This window comes from Duganella sp. CF517, assembly GCF_900110275.1.
In the GTDB taxonomy this organism is placed as follows: Bacteria; Pseudomonadota; Gammaproteobacteria; order Burkholderiales; family Burkholderiaceae_D; genus Rugamonas.
Map to the genome: position 1 here is coordinate 47546 of NZ_FODC01000008.1, position 22083 is coordinate 69628.

Annotated in this window: 18 protein-coding genes; 6 read left to right on the forward strand and 12 right to left on the reverse strand. The window is 66.4% G+C overall.

The features are described from left to right. Positions 1–74: 74 nt before the first annotated feature. The 5 genes from gspD to BMX85_RS25735 are packed head-to-tail and all read left to right on the forward strand — an operon-like array spanning position 75 to position 8032. Positions 75–2381: a type II secretion system secretin GspD gene (gspD, locus tag BMX85_RS25715; protein WP_090325569.1), complete on the forward strand. Its 2307-nt coding sequence runs from the start codon at positions 75–77 to the stop codon at positions 2379–2381. A 14-nt stretch (positions 2382–2395) separates the two neighbouring features. Further along, positions 2396–3817, forward strand: coding sequence for a type II secretion system ATPase GspE (gene gspE, locus BMX85_RS25720; protein ID WP_090325571.1), 1422 nt, complete (start codon positions 2396–2398; stop codon positions 3815–3817). Positions 3818–3827: 10 nt separating this feature from the next. Then, a complete protein-coding gene (gene gspF / locus BMX85_RS25725) occupies positions 3828–5048 on the forward strand; it encodes a type II secretion system inner membrane protein GspF (RefSeq protein ID WP_090325573.1) in 1221 nt (406 codons plus the stop codon). Positions 5049–5074: 26 nt separating this feature from the next. Further along, a complete protein-coding gene (locus BMX85_RS25730; RefSeq protein ID WP_090325576.1) occupies positions 5075–5743 on the forward strand; it encodes a type II secretion system protein N in 669 nt (222 codons plus the stop codon). 9 nt (positions 5744–5752) lie between these two features. Beyond that, positions 5753–8032: a patatin-like phospholipase family protein gene (locus BMX85_RS25735; protein WP_090325578.1), complete on the forward strand. Its 2280-nt coding sequence runs from the start codon at positions 5753–5755 to the stop codon at positions 8030–8032. A 40-nt stretch (positions 8033–8072) separates the two neighbouring features. Here BMX85_RS25735 and BMX85_RS31460 read toward each other — a convergent pair whose 3' ends face one another. The 12 genes from BMX85_RS31460 to BMX85_RS25795 all read right to left on the reverse strand — a co-directional run bounded on the left by BMX85_RS31460 (position 8073) and on the right by BMX85_RS25795 (position 20009). Then, positions 8073–9710 carry a methyl-accepting chemotaxis protein gene (locus BMX85_RS31460; RefSeq protein ID WP_090325581.1) on the reverse strand — a complete coding sequence of 546 codons (1638 nt, stop codon included), beginning with the start codon at positions 9708–9710 and terminating at the stop codon, positions 8073–8075. Positions 9711–9758: 48 nt separating this feature from the next. Beyond that, positions 9759–10409 carry a hypothetical protein gene (locus tag BMX85_RS25745; protein WP_143068074.1) on the reverse strand — a complete coding sequence of 217 codons (651 nt, stop codon included), beginning with the start codon at positions 10407–10409 and terminating at the stop codon, positions 9759–9761. A gap of 362 nt (positions 10410–10771) precedes the next feature. After that, positions 10772–11518, reverse strand: coding sequence for a helix-turn-helix domain-containing protein (locus BMX85_RS25750; RefSeq protein WP_090325585.1), 747 nt, complete (start codon positions 11516–11518; stop codon positions 10772–10774). A 181-nt stretch (positions 11519–11699) separates the two neighbouring features. Beyond that, a complete protein-coding gene (locus tag BMX85_RS25755) occupies positions 11700–11906 on the reverse strand; it encodes a hypothetical protein (RefSeq protein WP_090325587.1) in 207 nt (68 codons plus the stop codon). Between the two features lie 14 nt (positions 11907–11920). Next, the gene (hslU, locus tag BMX85_RS25760; RefSeq protein WP_177196887.1) at positions 11921–13261 is read right to left on the reverse strand and encodes an ATP-dependent protease ATPase subunit HslU; all 1341 of its coding nucleotides are present in this window, start codon (positions 13259–13261) and stop codon (positions 11921–11923) included. Then, positions 13258–13800 (reverse strand): ATP-dependent protease subunit HslV, encoded by a 543-nt coding sequence (gene hslV, locus BMX85_RS25765; protein WP_090325589.1) that lies wholly within the window; start codon positions 13798–13800, stop codon positions 13258–13260. The genes hslU and hslV overlap by 4 nt, the downstream gene beginning before the upstream one ends. A gap of 80 nt (positions 13801–13880) precedes the next feature. Next, positions 13881–15197 carry an STAS domain-containing protein gene (locus BMX85_RS25770; RefSeq protein WP_090325591.1) on the reverse strand — a complete coding sequence of 439 codons (1317 nt, stop codon included), beginning with the start codon at positions 15195–15197 and terminating at the stop codon, positions 13881–13883. Positions 15198–15374: 177 nt separating this feature from the next. Then, positions 15375–15821 carry an RNA polymerase-binding protein DksA gene (gene dksA / locus BMX85_RS25775; RefSeq protein WP_090325594.1) on the reverse strand — a complete coding sequence of 149 codons (447 nt, stop codon included), beginning with the start codon at positions 15819–15821 and terminating at the stop codon, positions 15375–15377. Positions 15822–15934: 113 nt separating this feature from the next. Next, complete coding sequence (locus BMX85_RS25780; protein WP_090325596.1) at positions 15935–17014, reverse strand: CobW family GTP-binding protein; 1080 nt, start codon at positions 17012–17014, stop codon at positions 15935–15937. A 158-nt stretch (positions 17015–17172) separates the two neighbouring features. Further along, positions 17173–18108 (reverse strand): tyrosine recombinase XerC, encoded by a 936-nt coding sequence (gene xerC, locus BMX85_RS25785; protein ID WP_090325597.1) that lies wholly within the window; start codon positions 18106–18108, stop codon positions 17173–17175. 11 nt (positions 18109–18119) lie between these two features. After that, positions 18120–18788 (reverse strand): DUF484 family protein, encoded by a 669-nt coding sequence (locus tag BMX85_RS25790; protein WP_090325599.1) that lies wholly within the window; start codon positions 18786–18788, stop codon positions 18120–18122. 162 nt (positions 18789–18950) lie between these two features. Beyond that, complete coding sequence (locus BMX85_RS25795; RefSeq protein ID WP_090326093.1) at positions 18951–20009, reverse strand: porin; 1059 nt, start codon at positions 20007–20009, stop codon at positions 18951–18953. Positions 20010–20470: 461 nt separating this feature from the next. On the opposite strand from BMX85_RS25795, the gene BMX85_RS25800 reads away from it, so the two are divergent. Beyond that, complete coding sequence (locus tag BMX85_RS25800) at positions 20471–22057, forward strand: tetratricopeptide repeat protein (RefSeq protein ID WP_090325601.1); 1587 nt, start codon at positions 20471–20473, stop codon at positions 22055–22057. Positions 22058–22083 lie beyond the last annotated feature (26 nt).

Sequence of the window (22083 nt, forward strand, 5' to 3'; positions counted from 1 at the left end):
ATCGGCCAAGCGCCACCGACGGAGTTATATTTAGTTTCAACCGTGGTTACAACACTAGATACAAAGTTCAGACAATGAAAAAACAGTCCGTGAGCAAATCCAATCTTCCCGCGCTGCGCCGCCTGAGCGCGGGTGCGATGCTGTGCTGCGCGCTCGGCGCCGTGCCGACCGCCGGGCTGCTGTGGCCGGCCGTGGCCAACGCCGCCGCCGATGACGCCGCGCTGAACTTTGTCGGCGCCGACATCGAGTCGGTGATCAAGGCCGTCGGCCACTACACCAACATCACCTTCGTCATCGACCCGCGGGTCAAGGGCACGATCACGCTGGTGTCGGAAAAATCGATCAGCAAGTCGCAGGCGTTCAGCCTGCTCACGTCGGCGCTGCGCCTGCAGGGTTACGCCGTCGTCAGCGGCGACGGCTACGCCAAGGTGGTGCCGGAGGCGGACGCCAAGCTGCAATCGGGCCCGACCCAGATCGGCTCGGCGCCGACGCAGATCAAGGGCGACCAGATCGTCAGCCAGATCTTCCACCTGAACTACGAATCGGCCGGCAACGTCGTCACCGTGCTGCGCCCGCTGATCTCGCCCAACAACACCATCAACGCCAATCCGGGCAACAACACGGTGGTGATCACCGACTACGCGGACAACCTCAAGCGCCTGGCCAAGATCATCTCGGCGCTCGACGCGCCGGCCGTGGCCGACCTCGACGTGATTCCGGTGCGCTACGCCATCGCCAGCGACCTGGCCTCGATGGTCAACAAGCTGATGGACGCGAGCGGCGGCGGCGGCGCGCCGGGCGCCGGCGGCGGCGACGCCGGCCGGGTCAGCGTGCTGGCCGATCCGCGCACCAACTCGCTGGTGCTGCGCGCGCCGTCGGCGGCCCGCTCCAACCTGGCCAAGTCGCTGATCGCCAAGCTCGACCAGCCGACCCAGGAACTGGGCAACGTGCACGTGGTCTACCTGAAGAACGCCGAGGCCACCAAGCTGGCGCAGACCTTGCGCGCGCTGGTGTCGGGCGACACCTCGTCGACCAACCAGCAGGGCGGCACGGGCACCGGCAACACCGGCCAGGGCAACCAGGGCATGGGCGGCCAGAGCAGCAACACCGGCGGCTTCGGCGGCCAGAGCAGCGGCAGCTCGGCCAGCGGCGGCAGCAGCGGCCCGACCAATCCCCTGCTGACCGGCAACAGCAATTCGCAGCAACAGCAGGGCGGCGGCGGCCAGGCCGGCTATATCCAGGCCGACGCCACCACCAACACGCTGATCATCACGGCGCCGGAATCGGTGTACCGCAACCTGCGCGCCGTCATCGACCAGCTCGACGTGCGCCGCGCCCAGGTCTATATCGAGTCGCTGATCGTTGAAGTAACGTCCGACAAGGCCTCCGAGTTCGGCGTGCAATGGCTGGGCGCCACCGGCAATGCCGACAGCAAGTACCGCCTGGGCGGCCTGCAACAGTCGTCGATCGGCGGCAGCAACAACAACATCGGCAACGTCGCCCTGTCCCTGCTCAACGGCTCGTCGTCGACCACCACGCCGACCCTGCCGGGCTCGGGCCTGACGGTGGGCCTGTTCAAGCAGGTCGCCGGCGGCCTCGGCCTGGGCCTGCTGGCGCGCTCGCTGGAATCCGACGGTAACGCCAACGTGCTGTCGACGCCGAACATGATCACGCTCGACAACGAGCTGGCGACGATCTCGGTCGGCCAGAACGTGCCGATCCTGACCGGCCAGTTCACCACCACGTCCGGCACCAACAGCAATCCGTTCCAGACCATCGACCGCAAGGAAGTGGGCCTGACGTTGAAAGTGCGCCCGCAGATTTCCGAAGGCGGTACCATCAAGCTGGCGATCTACCATGAGACGTCGAGCGTGGACAAGGCGACCCTGAACGCCACCGCCGGCATCACGATCAACAAGCGCGTGATCGAGAACAACGTGATCGCCGACGACGGCCAGATCATCGTGCTCGGCGGGCTGATCGAGGACACCGAGGGCGACAGCACCGACAAGACGCGCGGCCTGGGCGACATTCCGATCATCGGCAACCTGTTCAAGTACCAGACGCGCAGCCGCAAGAAGACCAACCTGATGGTGTTCCTGCGCCCGGTCGTGATCCGCAACCAGGAGCAGAGCACCAGCCTGGCGACCGACCGCTACGACTACATGCGCTCGTCGCAGGAGGCGATCAAGCCGCCGCAAAGCGTGCTGGTCGAGGATCTGGGCCAGCCGGTGTTGCCGCCGCTGCAAAACGGCGTGCTGACCGGCGGCGGCACCGTCGCCAAGCCGATTCCGCCGGCGCCGATTCCGCGCGTGCCGGGCCGCGCCGACAATGTGCAGCCGCAGCCGCAGCAACAACAGCAGCAGCAACCCCAGCAGTGAGATGAGCCGACGAGATGAGTAATCTTCTACCTTACGCCTTCGCCCGCGACTTCGTCGTGCTGGCGCAGCAGAGCGACGCCGCCGAGCACACGGTCGACGTGATGGTGTGCGGCGCCACGGCGCCGGCCGCCATCGCCGAGGTGTCGCGCCGCTTCGGCCGCATCCAGCTCAAGAGTATGACCCGGGCCGACCTCGAGACGGCGATCGCCACCGCCTACGCCAGCGCCGGCGGCAACGCCTCGATGGTGGCCGACGAGTTCGACGCCGAGCTCGACCTGACCAAGCTGTTGCAGGACGTGCCGGCGATCGAGGACTTGCTCGAATCGTCCGACGACGCGCCGGTGATCCGCATGATCAACGCGCTGCTGACGCAGGCGCTGCGCGACAGCGCCTCCGACATCCACATCGAGCCGTTCGAGCAAACCTCGGTGGTGCGCTTCCGCGTCGACGGTTCGCTGCGCGACATCGTGCGCCCGCGCAAGGCGATCCACGGCTCGCTGATCTCGCGGATCAAGATCATGGCGCAGCTCGACATCGCCGAAAAGCGCCTGCCGCAGGACGGCCGCATCACCCTGCGCATCGGCGGCAAGCCGGTCGACGTGCGCGTCTCGACCTTGCCGACCGGGCACGGCGAACGCGCCGTGCTGCGTCTGCTCGACAAGGAGGCGGGCCGCCTCGACCTGAACCACCTGGGCATGAGCGAGACCATGCTGCCCAAGTTCGATTCCTTGATCAACCAGCCGCACGGCATCGTGCTGGTGACCGGGCCGACCGGCTCGGGCAAGACCACGACGTTGTACGCGGCGCTGTCGCTGCTGAACGCCGCCACCACCAACATCATGACGGTGGAAGACCCGATCGAGTACGACTTGAACGGCGTCGGCCAGACCCAGGTCAACCCGCGCATCGACATGACGTTCGCCAAGGCGCTGCGCGCGATCCTGCGCCAGGACCCGGACGTGATCATGATCGGCGAGATCCGCGACCTGGAAACGGCGCAGATCGCCGTGCAGGCATCGCTGACCGGTCACCTGGTGCTGGCGACCCTGCACACCAACGACGCCGCCGCCGCCGTCACCCGGCTGCTCGACATGGGGATCGAACCGTTCCTGCTGTCGTCGTCGCTGCTGGGCGTGCTGGCGCAGCGGCTGGTGCGCAAGCTGTGCGGCCACTGCAAGACCTTCGACGGCCAGCTGTGGCACGCGGTCGGCTGCGAGCACTGCGGCCACACCGGCTACCAGGGCCGCGTCGGCGTCTACGAGTTCCTGGAGACGACGGAACAGATCCGCGCCCAGATCCACAACCGCGCGTCGGAGGCCGAAGTGAAGGCGGCCGCCATCGGCAGCGGCATGCAAACCATGCGCGACGACGGCGAGCGTTGGCTGGCGGCCGGCGTCACCACGCAGGCCGAGCTGCTGCGCGTGACCAAAGACTAGGCCGACAACGATGCCCGCATTCCGCTATGAAGCCGTCGACGCCGGCGGCGCCACCAAAAAGGGCGTGCTCAACTCCGACAGCGCCCGTTCGGCGCGCTCCGAGCTGCGCACCCTGGGGCTGGTGCCGCTCAAGGTCGACGCCATCGCCGCGCAGATCGACGCCGCCGGCGTGGCCAAAAGCCGCGGCTTCGGCGAACGGCTGTCGACCACCGAGCTGGCGCTGTTCACGCGCCAGCTGGCCAGTTTGCTGGAGGCCGGCCTGCCGCTGGAGCAAGCCTTCACCGCGCTGCTGGAGCAGGCCGAGCGGCCGTACATGCGCGACCTGATCGCCTCGATCCGCTCGGAGGTGATCGGCGGCGCCGCGCTGTCCGACGTGCTGGGCCGCCATCCGCGCGACTTCGCCGAGATCTACCGCGCGCTGGTCGCCTCGGGCGAGCAGATCGGCCAACTGTCGCGGGTGCTGTCGCGCCTGGCCGACTACATCGAGCGCCGCAACGCGCTGGTGCAAAAGGTGCGGCTGGCCTTTACCTACCCGGCGATCGTCACCGTGGTGGCGTTCTCGATCGTGATCTTCCTGCTGACCTACGTGGTGCCGCAGATCGTCTCGGTGTTCGCCAACACCAAGCAGAAGCTGCCGGTGCTGACCATCATCATGCTGGCCGTGTCGGACTTCGTGCGCAACTACGGCATCGTGGTGGCGATCCTGCTGGTCGGCGCGTGGTTCATGTGGCGCCGGGCGCTGCAAAATCCCGCGCTCAAACGGCGCTGGCATACCTGGCTGCTGACGGCGCCGTTGTACGGCAAGTTCGAGCGCAGCCTGAACACGGCGCGCTTCGCCAGCACGCTGGCGATCACCACCGGTTCCGGCGTGCCGATCTTGCGCGCGCTGGAAACGAGCCGCGACACCTTGTCCAATGTCGCCATGAAGGAGCTGGTCGAGGAGGCCAGCGACGCCGTGCGCGAGGGCGTGAGCCTGGCGCGCTCGCTGTCGGCGCAAAAGCACTTTCCGCCGATGCTGATCCACATGATCCGCGCCGGCGAGATCACCGGCGAGCTGCCGGCCATGCTGGACCGCGCGGCGTCCGCGCAGGAGGCCGATCTGGAGCGGCGCACCTTGACCATCGCAGGCCTGCTGGAACCGGCGCTGATCCTGGCGATGGGCGTGGTGGTGCTGCTGATCGTGCTGGCCGTGCTGATGCCTATCATCGAAATCAATCAGCTGGTACGCTGACAAGGGAAGTTATGAAGCATGAATCTATGAAGCGTTTGCCCCTGGCCGGCAGCGTGCTGGCCGTGGTGCTGCTGTCGGTGTCGCTGGCGTATTGGGGCTTGCAGCTGTTCAAGCCGGCGCAGCGCCCGATCGCCGCGCCGCCGCCGCCACCGCCGGTGGCGCTCAACCTGGAGGCGGCCAAGGGCCTGTTCGGCGGCCAGATCTCGGTCGCCGCCGCCAGCAACTACCAGCTCAAGGGCGTGGTCGCCTCGCTGGGCTCCGGCAGCGCCGCCATCCTGTCCGTCGACAACAAGCCGGCGCTGGCGCTGGGCATCGGCAAGGAAGTGGTGCCGGGCGTGACCGTCAAGGAAGTGCATCCGAAGTATGTGCTGCTGTCCGAGGGCGGCGCCATCAAGCGCATCGATTTGCCGAGCGACGCCGGCGCCAGCGGTTCGCCGGGACCTGCCGGCGGCCAGCCGTATCAATCGATGCAGCCGGGGCAGCAGGGGCCGCAAGGGGCGCCGCCGATGCCGGCGCCAGCGCCGGCCATGCAGCCGGCACCGGCCATGCAACCGCCGCCGTCGATGCAATCGGGACAGCCGACACCGCAGCAGCAACAACAGCAACAACAGCAACAACTGCAACAGAATCCGCCACGTTCGAGCACGTCGTCGACCACCATCGCGCCCGTTCCCGGCTTCGACCGTCAACAATAAGAGAGGCTTATGGTTATCGCCCGCTCCCTGGCCGCAGCAGTTTGCTGCGGCTTTTTCTTGTCCATCGCCGGTTTCGGCGCCTCGGCGCAGGCGCCGGTCCATCCCAACGCCGCCTCGGTGGCGCCGGCCGCCGTTGTGCCGCCGCCGGCCGCCAAGCCCGGTGCCAAGCCGCGTCCCAAGATCGCGCTGGTGCTGTCCGGCGGCGGCGCGCGCGGCTTCGCCCACATCGGCGTGCTGCGCGCGCTGCAGGAGTTGCGCATCCCGGTCGATTTCGTCGTCGGCACCAGTATGGGCAGCGTGGTCGGCGGCGCCTTCGCCGCCGGCAGCTCGGTCGAGCAGCTGGAGCAGCTGGTGCGCCGCACCGACTGGAACGCGGTGGTGGCGGACCGGCCGCCGCGCGACCAGCTGGCGTACCGCCGCCGCGAGGAGGATTTGCTGCTGCCGTCGCGCATCGAGCTGGGCGCCCGCATGGACGGCGTCACCTTGCCGCCGGCCGCCGCCGGCAACGAGGCGCTGGAGCTGGCGCTGACGCGGGTGCTGCCGCATGGCGCGCGCGACAAGCCGGTCGACCTGCTGCAGCTGCCGTTCCGCTCGGTCGCCTCGGACCTGGTCACCGGCGAGCTGGTGGAGTTGCGCGACACGCCGCTGTTCCTGGCGATGCGCGCCTCGCTGGCGGTGCCGGGCGTGTTCGCGCCGGTGCGCGTCAACCAGCGCCTGCTGGTCGACGGCGGCCTGGTGCGCAACCTGCCGGTCGACGTGGCGCGCGAGATGGGCGCCGACATCATCATCGCCGTCAACGTCGGCACCCCGCTGGCGCAGGAGAAGGAACTGGTCAGCGCGGTCAGCGTCGCGCAGCAGATGCTGCAAATCCTGACCGAGCAAAACGTGCAGCGCTCGCTCAAGGAGCTGCGCCCCGGCGACATTTTGCTGGCGCCGGACCTGGGCGGCATCGGCTTCCTCGATTTCGGCAGCCACGACCGCGCGATGAAGGAGGGCGAGGCGGCCGTGCGCACCATGAGCGACAGGCTGGTGCAACTGGCGCTGCCGGAGGCGCAGTACGCCGCGTATGAGACCAACCGCCTGTCGGCGCCGGTGCCGATCGACCAGCCGGTGCGGCTGGCCAAGCTGGAGGTGGCCCCGAGCGGACGCATCAACCCGGAGGCGCTGGCCGTGCAATCGGGGCTCAAGGTCGGGCAAATGATCACCAGCGAACAGGCGCAGCGCGCGGGCAACCAGCTGTTCGGACGCGGCGACCTGGCGCGCGTGGAGACCGAGATCCGCGACGACCAGGACGGCCGCAGCGTGCTGATCAAGCCGACCGAGGCCGACTGGGCGCGCAGCCGCCTGCGCATCGGCCTGGAATTGAACAGCGACTTCACCGACAACAACGCCTACGAGCTCAAGGTCATGCACGTGCTGTCCTCGCTCAACGACTGGGGCGCTGAACTGCGCACCGTGGCGCGCGTGGGCACCGAGCGCGTCATCGGCACGCAGTGGTGGCAGCCGCTGGGGGCGGGGTCGCAGTGGTATATCGCGCCCGAGTTGCAGTACGGCTCGTCGGCGTTCGACGTGTTCGATTCGTCCGGCTTCCGCCAGGCGCGCTTCGGCTACAACGCCAAGAGCGTGTCGGTGGCGCTGGGCCGCCAGCTGGGCAACTGGGGCGACGTGCGCTACACGGCGGTGCGCCAGACCGTCACGTCCCAGCGCACCATCCCGCACGACGCGACCGACGTGCGCGAGTCGCAAAACGTCGGGGTGTTGTCGTTCAATGTCGACAGCCTGGACACGGTGGCGTTCCCGACCCGCGGCACCTTGTTCAACGTCGAACTGCAGCGGCTGATGACGCGAGGGCGCGACGGTCCGGTGCCGGCGCGGCAGAGCGTGCAGGCGTTGAAGGCGTTCAGCTTCGGCAGCTGGGCCGGGCATGTGTATGGCGAGTGGGCGCGCAACCAGGGCGGCGCGGCGCAGTCGGCGCTGGGCGGCTTCCTGCGGCTGTCGGGCACCACAACCGATTCGATCCTGGGCAGCCGCACGGTCCTGGGGCGGGTGGTGATGGCCAAGCGCATCGGCGTCATGCCGACCGCGCTCGGCGGCGACGTGCGGCTGGGCTTTTCGCTCGAGACCGGCGCCGCCTACGGGCCGGACAATCCGCTCAAGGTGGGGTCGCTGAAGCACGCCGCCAGCGGCTTTGTCTCGGTCGACACGCGCTTCGGGCCGCTGTACTTCGGCTCCGGCGCCACCAAGGCCGGCGACAGCAGCATGTATCTGTTCCTGGGCCCGATCTGGTGACGGCCAGGGCCGGCTGAGCCGGCCCGGCAACGGCGCGCCCTTACGACAGCAGCGCCCGCTGTGGGATGGCGGGGGACGCCGGCCGCCGGCGGGCGCCACTATGGACCGCCGCGCCCGCGTGCAGCTTGAACGCGCCGACCACCTCGGACAGGGTGTTGGCCTGCTCCTGCAGCGAGCCGGCGGCGGCGGCCGCCTCCTCCACCAGCGCCGCGTTGGCCTGGGTTACGCCATCCATCTCGGAAATCGCGGTGTTGATCTGTTCGATGCCGGCCGTCTGCTCGACGCTGGCCGAGGCGATCTCGGACACGATGCCGGTGACCCGGGCGATCGAGTCGACGATGTCGGCCATCGTCGCGCCGGCCTGGTCGACCAGCCTGGCGCCGGCGTCGACCTGCTCGACCGAATCGCTGATCAGCGTCTTGATTTCCTTGGCCGCCGCCGCCGAGCGCTGCGCCAGGTTGCGCACTTCGGACGCCACGACCGCGAAGCCGCGCCCTTGCTCGCCGGCGCGCGCCGCTTCCACGGCGGCGTTGAGCGCCAGGATGTTGGTCTGGAAGGCGATGCCGTCGATGACGCCGATAATGTCGACGATCTTTTTGGACGCGGCGTTGATCGAGGCCATGGTGTCGACCACCTGCGCCACCACCGTGCCGCCCTGCACCGCGACACCCGACGCCGAGATCGCCAACTGGTTGGCCTGGCGCGCGCTGTCGGCGTTCTGCTTGACGGTGCTGGTGAGCTCCTCCATCGACGAGGCGGTTTCCTCCAGCGCGCTGGCTTGCTGTTCGGTGCGCGATGACAGGTCGAGGTTGCCGGTGGCGATCTCGGTCGCGCCGGCGTTGATCGAATCGGTACAGTCGCGCACCTGGCCGACCACCCGCACCAGGCTGTCGCGCATCGTTTTCATCGCGTACATCACGCTGGCGCCGTCGCCGGCCTGCACCCGCACATCGACCATCAAGTCGCAGTTGGCGATGCGGCCGGCGATATCGCTCACTTCGCCTGGTTCGCCGCCGAGTTGTTTGAGCAGGCCGCGCGTGATCCACACGGTCAGCGCGCCGGCCAGGGCGAGGGCGATCACCAGCATCGCCGTGATCGCCCGCACGCTGCCGGCGTGGCGCGCTTGTGCGAGCGCGTGCACATCACGGACCGCGCCATTGTTGTAGGCGGCCAGCGCGTCGATCTTCGTGCCCAACTCGTCGAAGGCCTTGCCGGACACGTCGCGCGCCTGGGTCGCGATGGCGGCGCCGCCCTGGCCGGGGCTGGCGCGGGCGGCCGCCAGGGTTTTGCCGTGTTCGGTGTAATACAGGCCGATTTGCCGGGTCAGGTCGGCAAACGCCGCGCGCTCCGTATCGTTATCGATACGGCGGGCATACTCCTGGACGTTTTTATCCACTTCCGCGCGGTATTGCTGGGCCGATTTCTCCTCGCCCTGCAATTGCTGCTCATTTTGCGCGAGAGTATAGTTGAGCTCGCTTTCACGCATATTATTCATGTCGTCATTAATATCGTTTATGATATTCATGCTCGGCAATGCGTCTTCCACCAGGCTGGTTTCCACATCGCTCATGTTGTTGAGCTGATAGATCGCGAAGCCGCCGAGGATCACACTTATGATGAGTCCGCTCCCGGCGATGATGCCGATACGCTTGCCGACAGATAAATTAATAATAGACATCGCGATGATCCTTTTTCCGCTTGATACGCATGAGTGGAGATTAATTTTTTAGAATGCAAGTTTCAGGCCGATGGTGGCTTGCCGGGTGTTGGCGCCGTTGAATTGCGCGCCGAGGGAGCCATCGACAAACAAGCGTTCCGGAATCAGTGCCCAGCGAGCGGCAAGTTGCGCCCACGGCGCGCCCCGGTCGTCGCCGAAGATCTCGCCCATCAGGTCGACCGGGCCGACGGCGCCGCGCCGCTCCAGCGCGAGCGCCCAGATCGTCTTGTCGCCATGGGAAGAGGTCGTGCCGACCCAGCCGACATTGGCGTGGACCAGCCATTGGTCGTGCGGAACGCTCAGCACGGCCTTGATTTCGGTCGCCTCGTGGCGCAGATGGTCGACATGCTTGCCGCCATACGCCGCGTAGGCGATGGCGATGCCGGCGCGCTCGTCGGTCAGCGTGCGCAGCGCGGTTTTGCCGCTCACCGCGGCCACCGTCGCATGGCCCGGGTAGGTCTTTTCCCTGCCGGCGCCGGCGTTTAGTTGGGTCTGAAAACCGGTGCCGCAGCCTAATTGCCCCCATATCAGGTTCAGATCGGGCCGTTTGAAACGTGCGATATAGCTTTCAATTTCGCAGGCGCCCGCGTCCAACACGCCGGCATCCTCGGTCACCAGCGGGCGACCGGCCCAAGCCGCCGGCAGGTGAAGAAAAAACACGGCGATGGCGGCCGCGCGCAAACCCCGGCGCGCCGATGGCATTAAGCGAAGTAATATCGGATCGATATTTTTAAACATATATCAAAAGGCTGGGATTTTATGCAATGTGGTCAAGCCATTAATAACGGCCTTATTACCATCTAATCTGCAAGTTAATGCCGTGAAGAGGCGTCTTCGAATAAAAGAAGGTACAGGATAGGATGCGGATTTTAAATAAGTTTCTATCGGGACTTATTTAATCGGTGTTGAAACGGCGGTTTTGTGTAGGTGTGGAGCAACATCGGGACGATGGGAGGGGGAGGGGACCGGCGGCGGCGGCCGGCCATGGTCGCGCGGTCGGCGACGGTAGGGCGGGGAGGGGGTCAGGGCCGGGCAGGCGCCCGACGCAGCGCCGTGAAGGCGGCAAATTCCCATGAGCGGAAGCCGACCAGCAGGGTAAAACCGTCGCGCTCCTGCGGCGCCAGCTTGCGGTCGCCCTGGTGCAAGCGCGCCAGTTCGCCGGCCAACTGCTGGATGCGGCCGACCAGCTCCTGCGCGCTCGGCAGCGACAGCCGCGCGGGCAGGCACAGCAGGGTTTCGCCGGCGCCGTCGAAGCTGCCGCCGAAGTAGTCGGCCACCGCGTGCTCGCGGAAAAATTGTTGTACCGGGCCGTCCGGCAGCCAGCGGAAGGCGTTCGATACGCGCAGGCGGTAGCGGTTCATCGGCTTGAGTTCGATCACGCCAAGACGGTCCAGCTCCGCCAGCAGCATGATGCATTCGGGTTCGGTCAGGTCGTAGGTTTCCAGCACCTGCTCCACGGTCCAGTGGCCGAGGCAGCAGATCGCCATCAGCAGCAAATGCGGCTGCGCCAGCAGCGATTTTTCCTGGGTCAGGGTCAGCGCGTCGGCCTGCGGCGTGGCGTCGGCGGCGCCGCGCAGCACGTCCTCCATCGCCACCCCGGCCGCCTTGCAGATCTGCGCCAGCCGCGACAGCGACATGTCCTGCTGGCCGAACATGCGCTTGACGCTGGACTCGCTCATGGCGATGCGCTCGGCGAGCATTTTGTAGGTGACGCCGGCGGTCCGCATCTGGGTCCGCAGCACCTGCAACAGCAATTCCGGTGAACTCATAGATACCTTGACAAATCGGCTAGACAGCACGGGAAAGGTATCGTAGCACGGTACTTGCCGTGCTGAAAAGTAGTTCTTGGAACAATCAATTAGTACATGGGCACGATGTGGAGGACGATGGGGTCATTGCCCGAGAGCGGGCGCCACCACAGGCGCCCGCCGACGGTATCACTGCGCTATTTCACAGATCTTCCGGGTCCGGCTTGAGCTTGGCCTTGGCCAGCAGGCGCTTGGCGGCCTGGCGCTCGGCCGCCGCCGGTTTGGCGTGCGGGCCGGCGCCGCCGGCGCGCGCCTTGGCCGCCAGCGCCACCGGGTTGCGCGGCGGCTTTTGCGACGGCTCGACGCGGATCGTCATCTTCTGCCGCGTCGACAAGGCCTTGTTCGCCATCGCCGGCCCCCTTGTTACAACACGTAGCGCGACAGGTCTTCGTTGACCGCCAGCGCGTCGAGCCGCTCGTTGACATAGGCCGCGTCGATCGTGATGACCTTGCCGCCGTCCTCGCTGGCGGTGAACGACAGTTCCTCCAGCAGCTTTTCCATCACCGTGTACAGGCGGCGCGCGCCGATGTTCTCGGTGCGCTCGTTGACCGAGTAGGCGATCTCCGCCAGCCGGGTGATGCCTTCCGGTGCAAACTCGATGGTGACGTTCTCGGTCGCCAGCAGCGCCTCGTACTGCTTGGTCAGGCAGGCGTCGGTGCTGGTGAGGATGCGCTCGAAATCGGCGATCGACAGCGACTCCAGTTCGACCCGGATCGGGAAGCGGCCCTGCAGCTCCGGGATCAGGTCGGACGGATTGGCCAGGTGGAACGCGCCCGACGCGATGAACAGGATGTGGTCGGTCTTGATCATGCCGTACTTGGTGTTGACGGTGGTGCCCTCGACCAGCGGCAGCAGGTCGCGCTGCACGCCGGCGCGCGAGACGTCGGCGCCGCCCACTTCCGAGCGCGAGGCGATCTTGTCGATCTCGTCGAGGAACACGATGCCGTTCTGCTCGACGTTCTGGATCGCCTTCTGCTTCATCTCGTCGTCGTTGACCAGCTTGGCGGCCTCCTCGTCGATGAGGAACTTCATCGCCTCCTTGATCTTGACCTTGCGCGCCTTCTTGCGCGCGCCGCCGATGCCGGAGAACATCGACTTGATCTGCTCGGTCATTTCCTCCATGCCGGGCGGGGCCATGATTTCCATCTGCGGCCCGGTCTCGGCCAGTTCGATCTCGATTTCCTTGTCGTCCAGCTCGCCCTGGCGCAGCCGCTTGCGGAAGGTCTGGCGGGTGGCGTCGCCGGCCGGGGGCGCGTCCGCCGGCGTGGCCTGGTGGAAGCCGAAGTCGCGCGCCGGCGGCAGCAGGATGTCGATCACGCGGTCCTCGGCGGCGTCCTCGGCGCGGGTGCGCACCTTGGCCATTTCGGCCGAACGGGTCTGCTTGATGCCGATGTCGATCAGGTCGCGGATGATGGTGTCGACGTCGCGCCCCACGTAGCCGACCTCGGTGAACTTGGTGGCCTCGATCTTGATGAACGGGGCGTCGGCCAGCTTGGCCAGGCGGCGCGCGATCTCGGTCTTGCCGACGCCGGTCGGGCCGATCATCAGGATGTTCTTGGGCGTGATCTCGTGGCGCAGCGGTTCCTCGACCTGCTGGCGGCGCCAGCGGTTGCGCAGCGCGATGGCGACCGCCTTCTTGGCCTTGCCCTGGCCGACCACGTGCTTGTCGAGTTCACCGACGATTTCATGGGGAGTCATGTTCATGCTGGTTCCAGTGTTTCAACGATGTGATTCAAGTTGGTGTAGATGCACAGCTGCCCCGCGATGGTCAGTGATTTTTTGACGATTTCGGCGGGCGACAGTTCCGTGTTTTCCACCAGGGCCTTGGCGGCGGACTGGGCATAGGTGCCGCCCGAACCGATGGCGCCGACGCCGTCCTCGGGCTCGAGCACGTCGCCGTTGCCGGTGATGACCAGGGTCGACTCGTGGTCGGCCACCAGCAGCATCGCCTCCAGGCGGCGCAGCACGCGGTCGGTGCGCCAGTCCTTGGCCAGCTCGACCGAAGCGCGCAGCAGGTTGCCCTGGTGTTTTTCCAGCTTGCCCTCGAAGCGGTCGAGCAGCGTGAAGGCGTCGGCGGTGCCGCCGGCGAAACCGACCAGCACCTTGCCCTGGTAGACCTTGCGCACCTTGCGGGCCGTGCCCTTCATGACGATGTTGCCCAGCGTGACCTGGCCGTCGCCGCCGAGGGCGACGTCTTTGCCGCGGCGCACGCACAGGATGGTGGTACCGTGAAATTGTTCCATATTGACCTCAGAGTGATGACGCGAACTGCTTCAAGACTGAAAAGTGGGGCTGGAAACCGGAATTGCAAGTTGGTACGAAATTAGTACTTGTGCGGGTAGAGCCGGGCGATGTCGGCGTAACCGAGTAATCTTAACAGGGCCGTGACCAGATGGTTCACGTCGCGGAATTCGATTTTCCGGCCGGCGGCGGCGAGCGGCTGCAGGCAGGCGTGCAGGCCGATCGCCGCGGGATAGTCGATGCGCAGCAGCCGCGAGCAATCGAACACGATGGTCCGGTACTGGCCGGCGTAGTGGTCGATGGCGGGCAGCAGGGCGCCGAGCTGGGTTTCCATGACGGCCGGCAGCATGAAGCGGTCGGGCGAGGCCGGCGCGTGCTGCGCCGGCGCCATCGCCACCTTGTGCGGGGCGGCGAACGACGGCGGCGACACCTCGAAGGTGACGCAATAGTCCATGCCGGTTTCCTCGAATTCCTTTTCGCGGTTGAGCAGTTGCAGCAGTTCGAGCAGCAGCAGCCACGGCCCCTCGGTATCGTCGGGGCGGCCGATGGCGATGCCGGCGCGGATCTGCGCGGCCAGCTCTGCCGCGCCGACCAGGATCAGTTCGCGCTGCTGCGCCTGCAGCCGGCGCAGCGCGTCGAGCAGCAGCCAGCAGGCCGGCGCCTCGATGTCGGTGACGCGCTGGAATTCAAGCCGCAGCACCGGGTGCCGGTCGGCCAGCCGCAGCAGGTCCTCGAGCCGGCCGGCGATGTGGTCGCCCAGCACGCCGCTGAACGTGGTGGTCGGCGTCACGCCGGCCCAGCCGGGCGCGCCGGCCGCCGGGCCGGCCGCCGCGCGCCACGACGGCGGCGAGGTTTCGAAGGTGCTGACGTAGTCGATCGACAGGTTGTCGAAGCGTTCCTGACGGCCATCGGCCTGGTACAGGTCGAACAGCATCCACCAGACGGTGCGGTCCTGGCCGGCGCCGGCGGCGATGCTGTCGGTCAGCATCTGCTCGGCCGCCGCGCTTTGGCCGTTGGCGTAGAGGATGGCGATTTCCTCGACCACCGGCGCGCTCTGCGCCGCCACCGCCGCCTGCGGCAGGTCGTCGTCGCGCAGCAGCAGGGTGGTGGGGAGCTCGCCCGGCGCATCGGCGTCGGCGCCGCCGGACCGGGCCGGGCGCTGGCGCTGGCTGCCCCAGGCCGGTTCGGGCTCGTTGAAGATGTCGAACGCCATCGCCGATTCGATGGCGTCGATCTTCATGGCGGTGGCGCGGGCGATCTCGCGCTGGCGCGCCTGCTGGTGCTGGCGCGCGGTTTCGCTGTTGGCGGCCAGCCGCGCGGCGTCGTCGTCGCCGAGCGGGTCGGGCGCCTGGTCCGGGCGCGGCTGGTCGGGTTTCTTGAATAGCGAAAACAGTCCCACGCTTTCCTCGTTGTCGTCGGCGCAGGCCGTGTCAGCGTAGTGTAGCGGAAGGGAAAGGGGATGCTCGTTACGGATGGGAAGGGTGTGCGGCCGGCACGCAAAAAAAGCGCGTAAAAAAGCACGCGGCGAGCGCGTGCTTTCTGGCGTGCCTACGCGGCCGGCCGGCCGGCGGGCGTGTCAGTCGCCGTACAGCTTCTGTTTCAGTTCGCGGCGCTGTTGCGCTTCCAGCGACAGGGTGGCGGTCGGACGGGCGATCAGGCGCGGGATGCCGATCGGCTCGCCGGTTTCCTCGCACCAGCCGTAGTCGCCGCCGTCGATGGCGACGATCGACTGCTGCACCTTCTTGAGCAGCTTGCGCTCGCGGTCGCGGGTGCGCAGTTCCAGCGCGTGTTCCTCTTCGATCGTGGCGCGGTCGGCCGGGTCCGGTACGAGCACGGTTTCGCGCAGGTGTTCGGTGGTTTCGCCGGCGTTTTTCAGCAGCTCTTTCTCAAGGGCTTGCAGCTTTGCTTTGAAAAATGCCATTTGCGCCGGATTCATGTAATCCTTTTCATCCATCTTCAGAATTTCTTCTTCGGTCAGGACGCGGTCGGCGGCGGCGGGGGTCGATTTATTAGTTTTGGTCATAACTTCGCTTACCTTCGATACGACAGAGTTTTCAAATTAATCAGCCCGGATTTCGTGGCACTTACCGTGGCATTTAAGTAGCAATTTAGCCATCCCCACAAAACCCGGATAGTTTATACCAGACATTGTTCCAAACCGCTAATAAAGATGTCTTTTGGCAGATTTTTACCTATAAACACCATTTTGCTGCCGCGAACGTCGTTTTCTCCCCATTTCGCCCCCAGATCGCTGCCCATGATCTGGTGCACGCCCTGGAACACCACCTTGCGGTCGGCGCCCTGCATCAACAATACGCCTTTGTAGCGCAGCATGCGAGGACCGTAGACATTTACCAGCCCGCCGAGGAATTCGTCCAGCTTGGCGGTGTCGAACGGGCGTGTGCTTTTGAACACAAAGGCGGCGATGTCGTCGCTGTGGTGGCCGTGGTGGTGATTGTGGTCGTGGCCGTCGTGAGCGTGGCCTTCATGGCCGTGATCGTGGCCGTGATCGTGGCCGCAGTGCTCGTCGTGCACGTGGTCGTCGTCGTGGACCTGGTCGGTCGCCAGGAAATCGGGGTCGAGCTCCAGCTTGTCGTTCAGGTTGAAACCCTTGAGGTCGAGCACGTCGGCCAGCGGGGCGCGGCCGAAATCGGCCTTGCCGATGGGCGCGCGCGGATTGATGCGCTTGAGGCGCGCGGTCAGCGCCGCCAGCTGCGCTTCGGTCACCAGGTCGGTCTTGGACAGCAGCATCTTGTCGGCGAACCCGACCTGGCGCTGCGCTTCCTCGTGCTGGTCTAGCTGGTCCATCGCGTGGCGGGCGTCGACCACCGTGACCACCGCGTCCAGCATATAGTGGGTGCCCACTTCCTCGTCGACGAAGAAGGTTTGCGCCACCGGGCCCGGATTGGCCAGCCCGGTGGTCTCGATGACCACGCGGTCGAACTGCAGCTCGCCGGCGGCGCGCTTTTGCGCCAGGCCGGTCAGCGCCACGATCAGGTCGCCGCGCACGGTGCAGCAGATGCAGCCGTTGTTCATTTCGACGATCTGTTCGCCGCTATCCTGGACCAGGATCTCATTGTCGATGTTTTCCTGCCCGAACTCGTTTTCGATGACGGCGATGCGCATGCCGTGCTGTTCTTGCAAGATGCGATTGAGCAACGTCGTCTTGCCGGCGCCGAGGAAGCCGGTCAGGATGGTGGTGGGGATCAATTCCATGTTCTAGCAGCCTGGGTCTGGTGGTCGGGAACCCCATATGGGGGTCCTCTGCAAAATTGCAATCGGCCGATTATGCCGGAATTTCAATTGTGCTAGCAATTGGTCCGATTGAGCGGTGTCAGTACGGCCTGGATTTACCGCCTGGCGTCGTGCCGCGCCTATTTGACCTTGGCGCGCGGATGGGCCTTGTCGTACACCTCGGCCAGATGCTGGAAATCGAGGGCGGTGTAGACCTGCGTCGAACTGATGCTCGAATGGCCCAGCATTTCCTGCACCGCCCGCAAGTCGCCCGACGATTGCAGCACGTGCGAGGCGAACGAATGGCGCAGCATGTGCGGGTGCACGTGCACCGGCGCGCCGCCGGCCACGCCGTGGGCCTGCAAGCGCTGCTGGATCACGCGCGGCGAGACGCGGCTGCCACGGGTGCTGACAAACAGCGCGTCGCCGCCGTCGGCCGGCGCCGGGCGCACGCCGAGCCATGCCCGCAGCGCGTCGAGCGCGGCGGCGCCGACCGGCACCACGCGGCGCTTGTTGCCCTTGCCGGTGACGATCACCTCGCGGTTGTCGAGGTCGACCCAGCCCAGCGCGTCCTTGCCGGCGGTCAGGTCCAGGCCGGCCAGCTCGGACACCCGCAGCCCGCTGGAATATAACAGTTCGAACATCGCGCGGTTGCACAGGTCGGCCGGTTCGGCGCCGGTGCCGGCGCGCGGCGTGGGCGGCGCCACCAGCCGCACGGCGTCGTCGACCGACAGCGCGCGCGGGAGGGTTTTGGCGCGCTTGGGCGCGCGCACCCCCTGGACCGGGTTGGCCGACAGCGCGACCCGTTCGCCGAGCCACCCGAAAAATCCGCGCCAGCTGGACAGTTTGCGCGCGATAGAGCGCGGATCGAGGTCTTTTGCGTGCAGTTTGGCGGTCAGCCGGCGGACCAGCGACTGGTCGATGCCTTGCCAGTCGTGGCCGTCCGACAGCGCGGCCAGTTCGCGCAGGTCGCGCGCGTAGGCGGCGGTGGTGTGCGCGGACAGCTTGCGCTCGGTGCGCAAATAGCCGAGGTAGGCGTCGATCCAGGCCAGTTTGCCGTCCGGTTCGGCGCCCATCGTGTCGCCCGTCAGGCCAGCAGCCAGGCCAGCGCGGTGCTGGAGGTTTCGCCGATGTGGACCAGGAAATCGGTCGCCATCAGCGAGGTGAAGCGGGTCGGATCGGCCGAGCCGAGGATCAGCAGGCCGAAGGCGTTCTTGTTGCCCGGCTTGCGCAGCGGGATGATCACGGTGGAGGTGATGCCGGAGGCGTCGTCGAGCCAGCGCACCGCTTCGAAGTCCTTGTTGGTGCCGCAATACGGTGCCATCAGGCTGTTGGCGAAGATGCGCGCGTCCTCCGACACGCCCTTGACGAACCATTCGCCGTCGTATTCGCGCTCGGTGTCCCAGATGCGCAACGTCACCTGCGGCACGTCGAACGCCGACTTCAGGCCGCTGACCACCGAGTGTGGCATGGACCCCACATCTTCGGCCTCCAGCAGCACCTTGGTCCAGCGGTGGAACTTGTTGGCGATGGCTTCGTTTTCGGAAGCCAGGCGCATCAGGTTGCTCATGCGCAGTTCCAGCGCCTTGTACTTGTCGCGCAACACTTCCATCTGCCGCTCCTGCAGCGAGACGGCGCGGCCGGTGATGGGGCTGGCCAGTTTGATTTCACCGAGTAAGTCGGCGTGTTCTTCGAAGAAGTGCGGGTGCTCTGTCAGGTATTGCGCGACAAGCGTGGAATCCAGTGGGACGGTCATGGGTACTCTATCTGCAAGGTTGGGGCTCGTCCCACATTTTAACCGACGCGCGGCTTTGTACTGAACGAAAACTGCACCACGCGCGGCGCGAAAAAAAACGGACAAGGTTGCCCTTGTCCGTATCCCCAACGTCACACCAGCGGTTCTTGTCGACCGCGAAGTTTAGAAGTTGTGATGTATGCCGAGACTGTAGAAATTAAACGTCGCGGCGGGGGTGATCTTTTTGCGGGCCGCGTCCACGTACAGATAGGTGCGCGCCGACAGGTTGTAGTCGTAGCCGATCGAGACTTGCTTGGTCTTGGCGATGTTCGGATTGTTGGCCTGGTTGTCCGGTTTTTTCTGGCCGTAGCCGGCGCGGATCATGCCTTGACCGATGTTGTAGTTGGCGCCGACCAGCCATGCCTTGGTTTCCGGATTGATCAACACGCTTTCTTCCTGGTCCTGCTTTTGATACGAGCCCATCAGCTTCAGCGCCGGGATCGGCTTGAACGACGCGCCGACCGACCACAGCTTGGTGTCGACGGCGTTGCGCTCATAGGCGCCGTAGGCGGCGAACGGGCCGGTGGTGGCGGTCGCGCTGAGCGAGTACGGCACCACGGCGGCCATGCTGTTGGCGGTGAACTGCGGCGCCAGCGCGGTGCCGCGGCCGATGATGACGGGGCCGTTGTTGGCGTCCTTGGAGGCCACGGTGGCGTTCAGCTGGAAGATGCCGCCGATCACCGGGGTGTTGTAGAACACGGCGTTCGAGAAGCGGTTGGCCGAGTTGCCCGGCGCGCTCAGCGGATCGCTGGTGTAGCCGGCCACTTGCAGGTCGGTCTGGTAGCCGGCGGTGGCCGGCATGCCGCTCCATGGCTCGAAGGCGGTGCTGGTTTCCTGGAACGCGGTCAGGCCGCGGCCGATGCGCACGGTGCCGAAGCCGCCCTGCAGGCCGACCCGGCTCTGGCCCTGGAACAGGGGGCGGGTGGTGTTTTCGATCACGCCGGTGTCCGGCTCATAGCGGATCTCCAGCTGGAACAAGGCCTTGAGGCCGTTGCCCAGGTCCTCGACGCCGCGGAAACCCAGTTTGTTGTTGTCGCGTTTGCCCACCATGGTGGAGGTGTTGCCGGAGTTGGTGCGCTTGGAAAGGCCTGCATCCAGAGTGCCATAAATGGCGACGGACGATTGCGCGGATGCAGCGCCGAACGCGCCCATGAGTGCCACGGTCACTAAAGATTTTTTGATCATTTGAGTTATTCCTTTTCAGAGAAAATCGTACAAAGGTCTAATGCTTTCCGGCCGCTTCGTGTTCCCCGGTTGGATCGAACCTTAATGGCTGACCGCAACAAATGCGCTGGAATGGTCGACTATGGCGGCTTGTTTGTGTCGAAAGCAGGTGAATCGCGGCTTCCTGTTGTATTTTCGAAACGCTTGATTGGCCGTTCACAAGCCGCTCCCTTGGCCTTGGCCGTCACAGGGTCTAACCTGCTATGGGTGCATTATTTCTTTTCATGAAAGCATCAAAACAGTTCCAGCGTACAGGGGCGGCAGGGGGTTCGAGCTTGTGGCAGATCAAGCGGCCGCGCATTATGTCTAGGATGTGGCGTCGATGGCACGCTACACTTGGAGGCTCATGGTGATCCGGCCCGCCTGGCGACGGTGCCGCTGCACCGCCCGCTTCGATAAATCACATTCATAGTGAGACGATGGCAAATCGAGAAGAGTTAGGGATCATACGGGGCGCCCGCGCGGGAGACGCGGTCTGCCAGTTAGCGTTGGGGAAGCTGTATCTGTTTGGCGGCGCCAGTCTTCCTTTGAGCTTGCCGACGGCCCTGCACTGGCTCAACCGCGCCGCGCTGCAGGACCAGGACGAAGCCTGGATGCTGATCGGTAGCTACGTCCCTTTCGAACACGCCCAACATTGCCTGCCCGCCGTGCTGTCGTGGTACGACCGCGCCTACGACGCCGGCGTCCAGCAGGCCGGTGTGGTGCTGGCGCAACTGGTGCTGAACCAGTCGGCGCGGCACGACGGCGCCGAAGTGCCCCACCATGCGCGGCTGCGCGACAAGGCGCTGCTGGCGCTCGACGCGGCCGCCCGCTCCGGCTCGGCGGAGGCGCAATGGCTGCTGGCCCAGCAGGGCGGCGCGCCGGCGGCCGCCGCGGCGCAGGCGTCGGCGCCACCGTCGGCGCGCGCCGGCCGCGGCGCGCGCGCGCCGGCCAACCGCGCCGCCCGCCACGCCTGGACGCACACGGCCGACCACGACATGGCGGCCCACTACGCGATGCTCGACGAAGTCTGGCACGGCGCGCGCGATGTGTTTTTACAACGGGCGCTGCCGCCGCTGCGCACGCTGCTGGCGGACGCGCCGTACGACGCCGAGGCGGCGCGGGCGGCGGATTGGCCGCTCGGCCCGCAACAGCTCACTTTGCTTTCACGCTGCGCCAGCCTGCTCGACAGCGCGCCCGAGTACGAAGCCGAACTGCGGCAATGCCGCGAACTGGCCGCGCATGGCGGCGAGCGCTGCGCGCAGCTGGCGCTGGGCCTGTGGTTCGCGCGCATGGACAGCGGCGGCAAGCGGCAAACCAACGGCATCGCCGCCGTCAACTTCAAGCGGGCGATCCGCTGGCTGACCCTGGCCGGCGAGCAGGGCCTGGCCGACGCCTGGTTCGCGTTGTCGCGCATTTACCTGAAGCCGGAGTTCTCGCAGCGCTGCGTGGCCGAAGCCTTATGCTATCTGGAGCGGGCGGCCGAAATGGGCCACTGCGGCGCCCAGCTCGAATGCGGCATGTACGCCTGGCGCAACCGCCGCAACGATGAAAACAGCGACGTGCGCGCGGTCTACTGGCTGCAAAAGGCGGCGGCGCAGGGCTGCGACGAGGCCGACGCGGCGTTGCAGCGGATCGCGCAATCGCCGAAGGAGTCCGGCTGGACCGGCAGCATCGCCGGCTGCGTCACGCGCGAGCTGACGGTCAGCCAGCCGTTGCTGGCGGCGCGGCTGGAGCTGGCCGAACTGTTTGGATTGAGCCGGGCCGAGGCGCTGCTGCTCGATGTCAAGGCGGCCGACCAGGGGCATTGCCTGGTGGTCGATATCCGCGCCAGTTACGGGCGCAGCAAGCGGCGCCTGATTTTGCTGCGCACCGCCCGCGAGCGCCAGGCGCTGGACCGCATCAGCCGCTTGTTCGACGCGCTCGACGGCGGCCCGGATGGGCCGGAGGGCAATTACCGCCAGCGCTTGTACCGCCTCAAGACGTGGTTGCCGGCGGCGGACGGCGACGACTTGTTGGCCGCGTAAGGGGCCGCGCCGCCCGATCGCCGGCC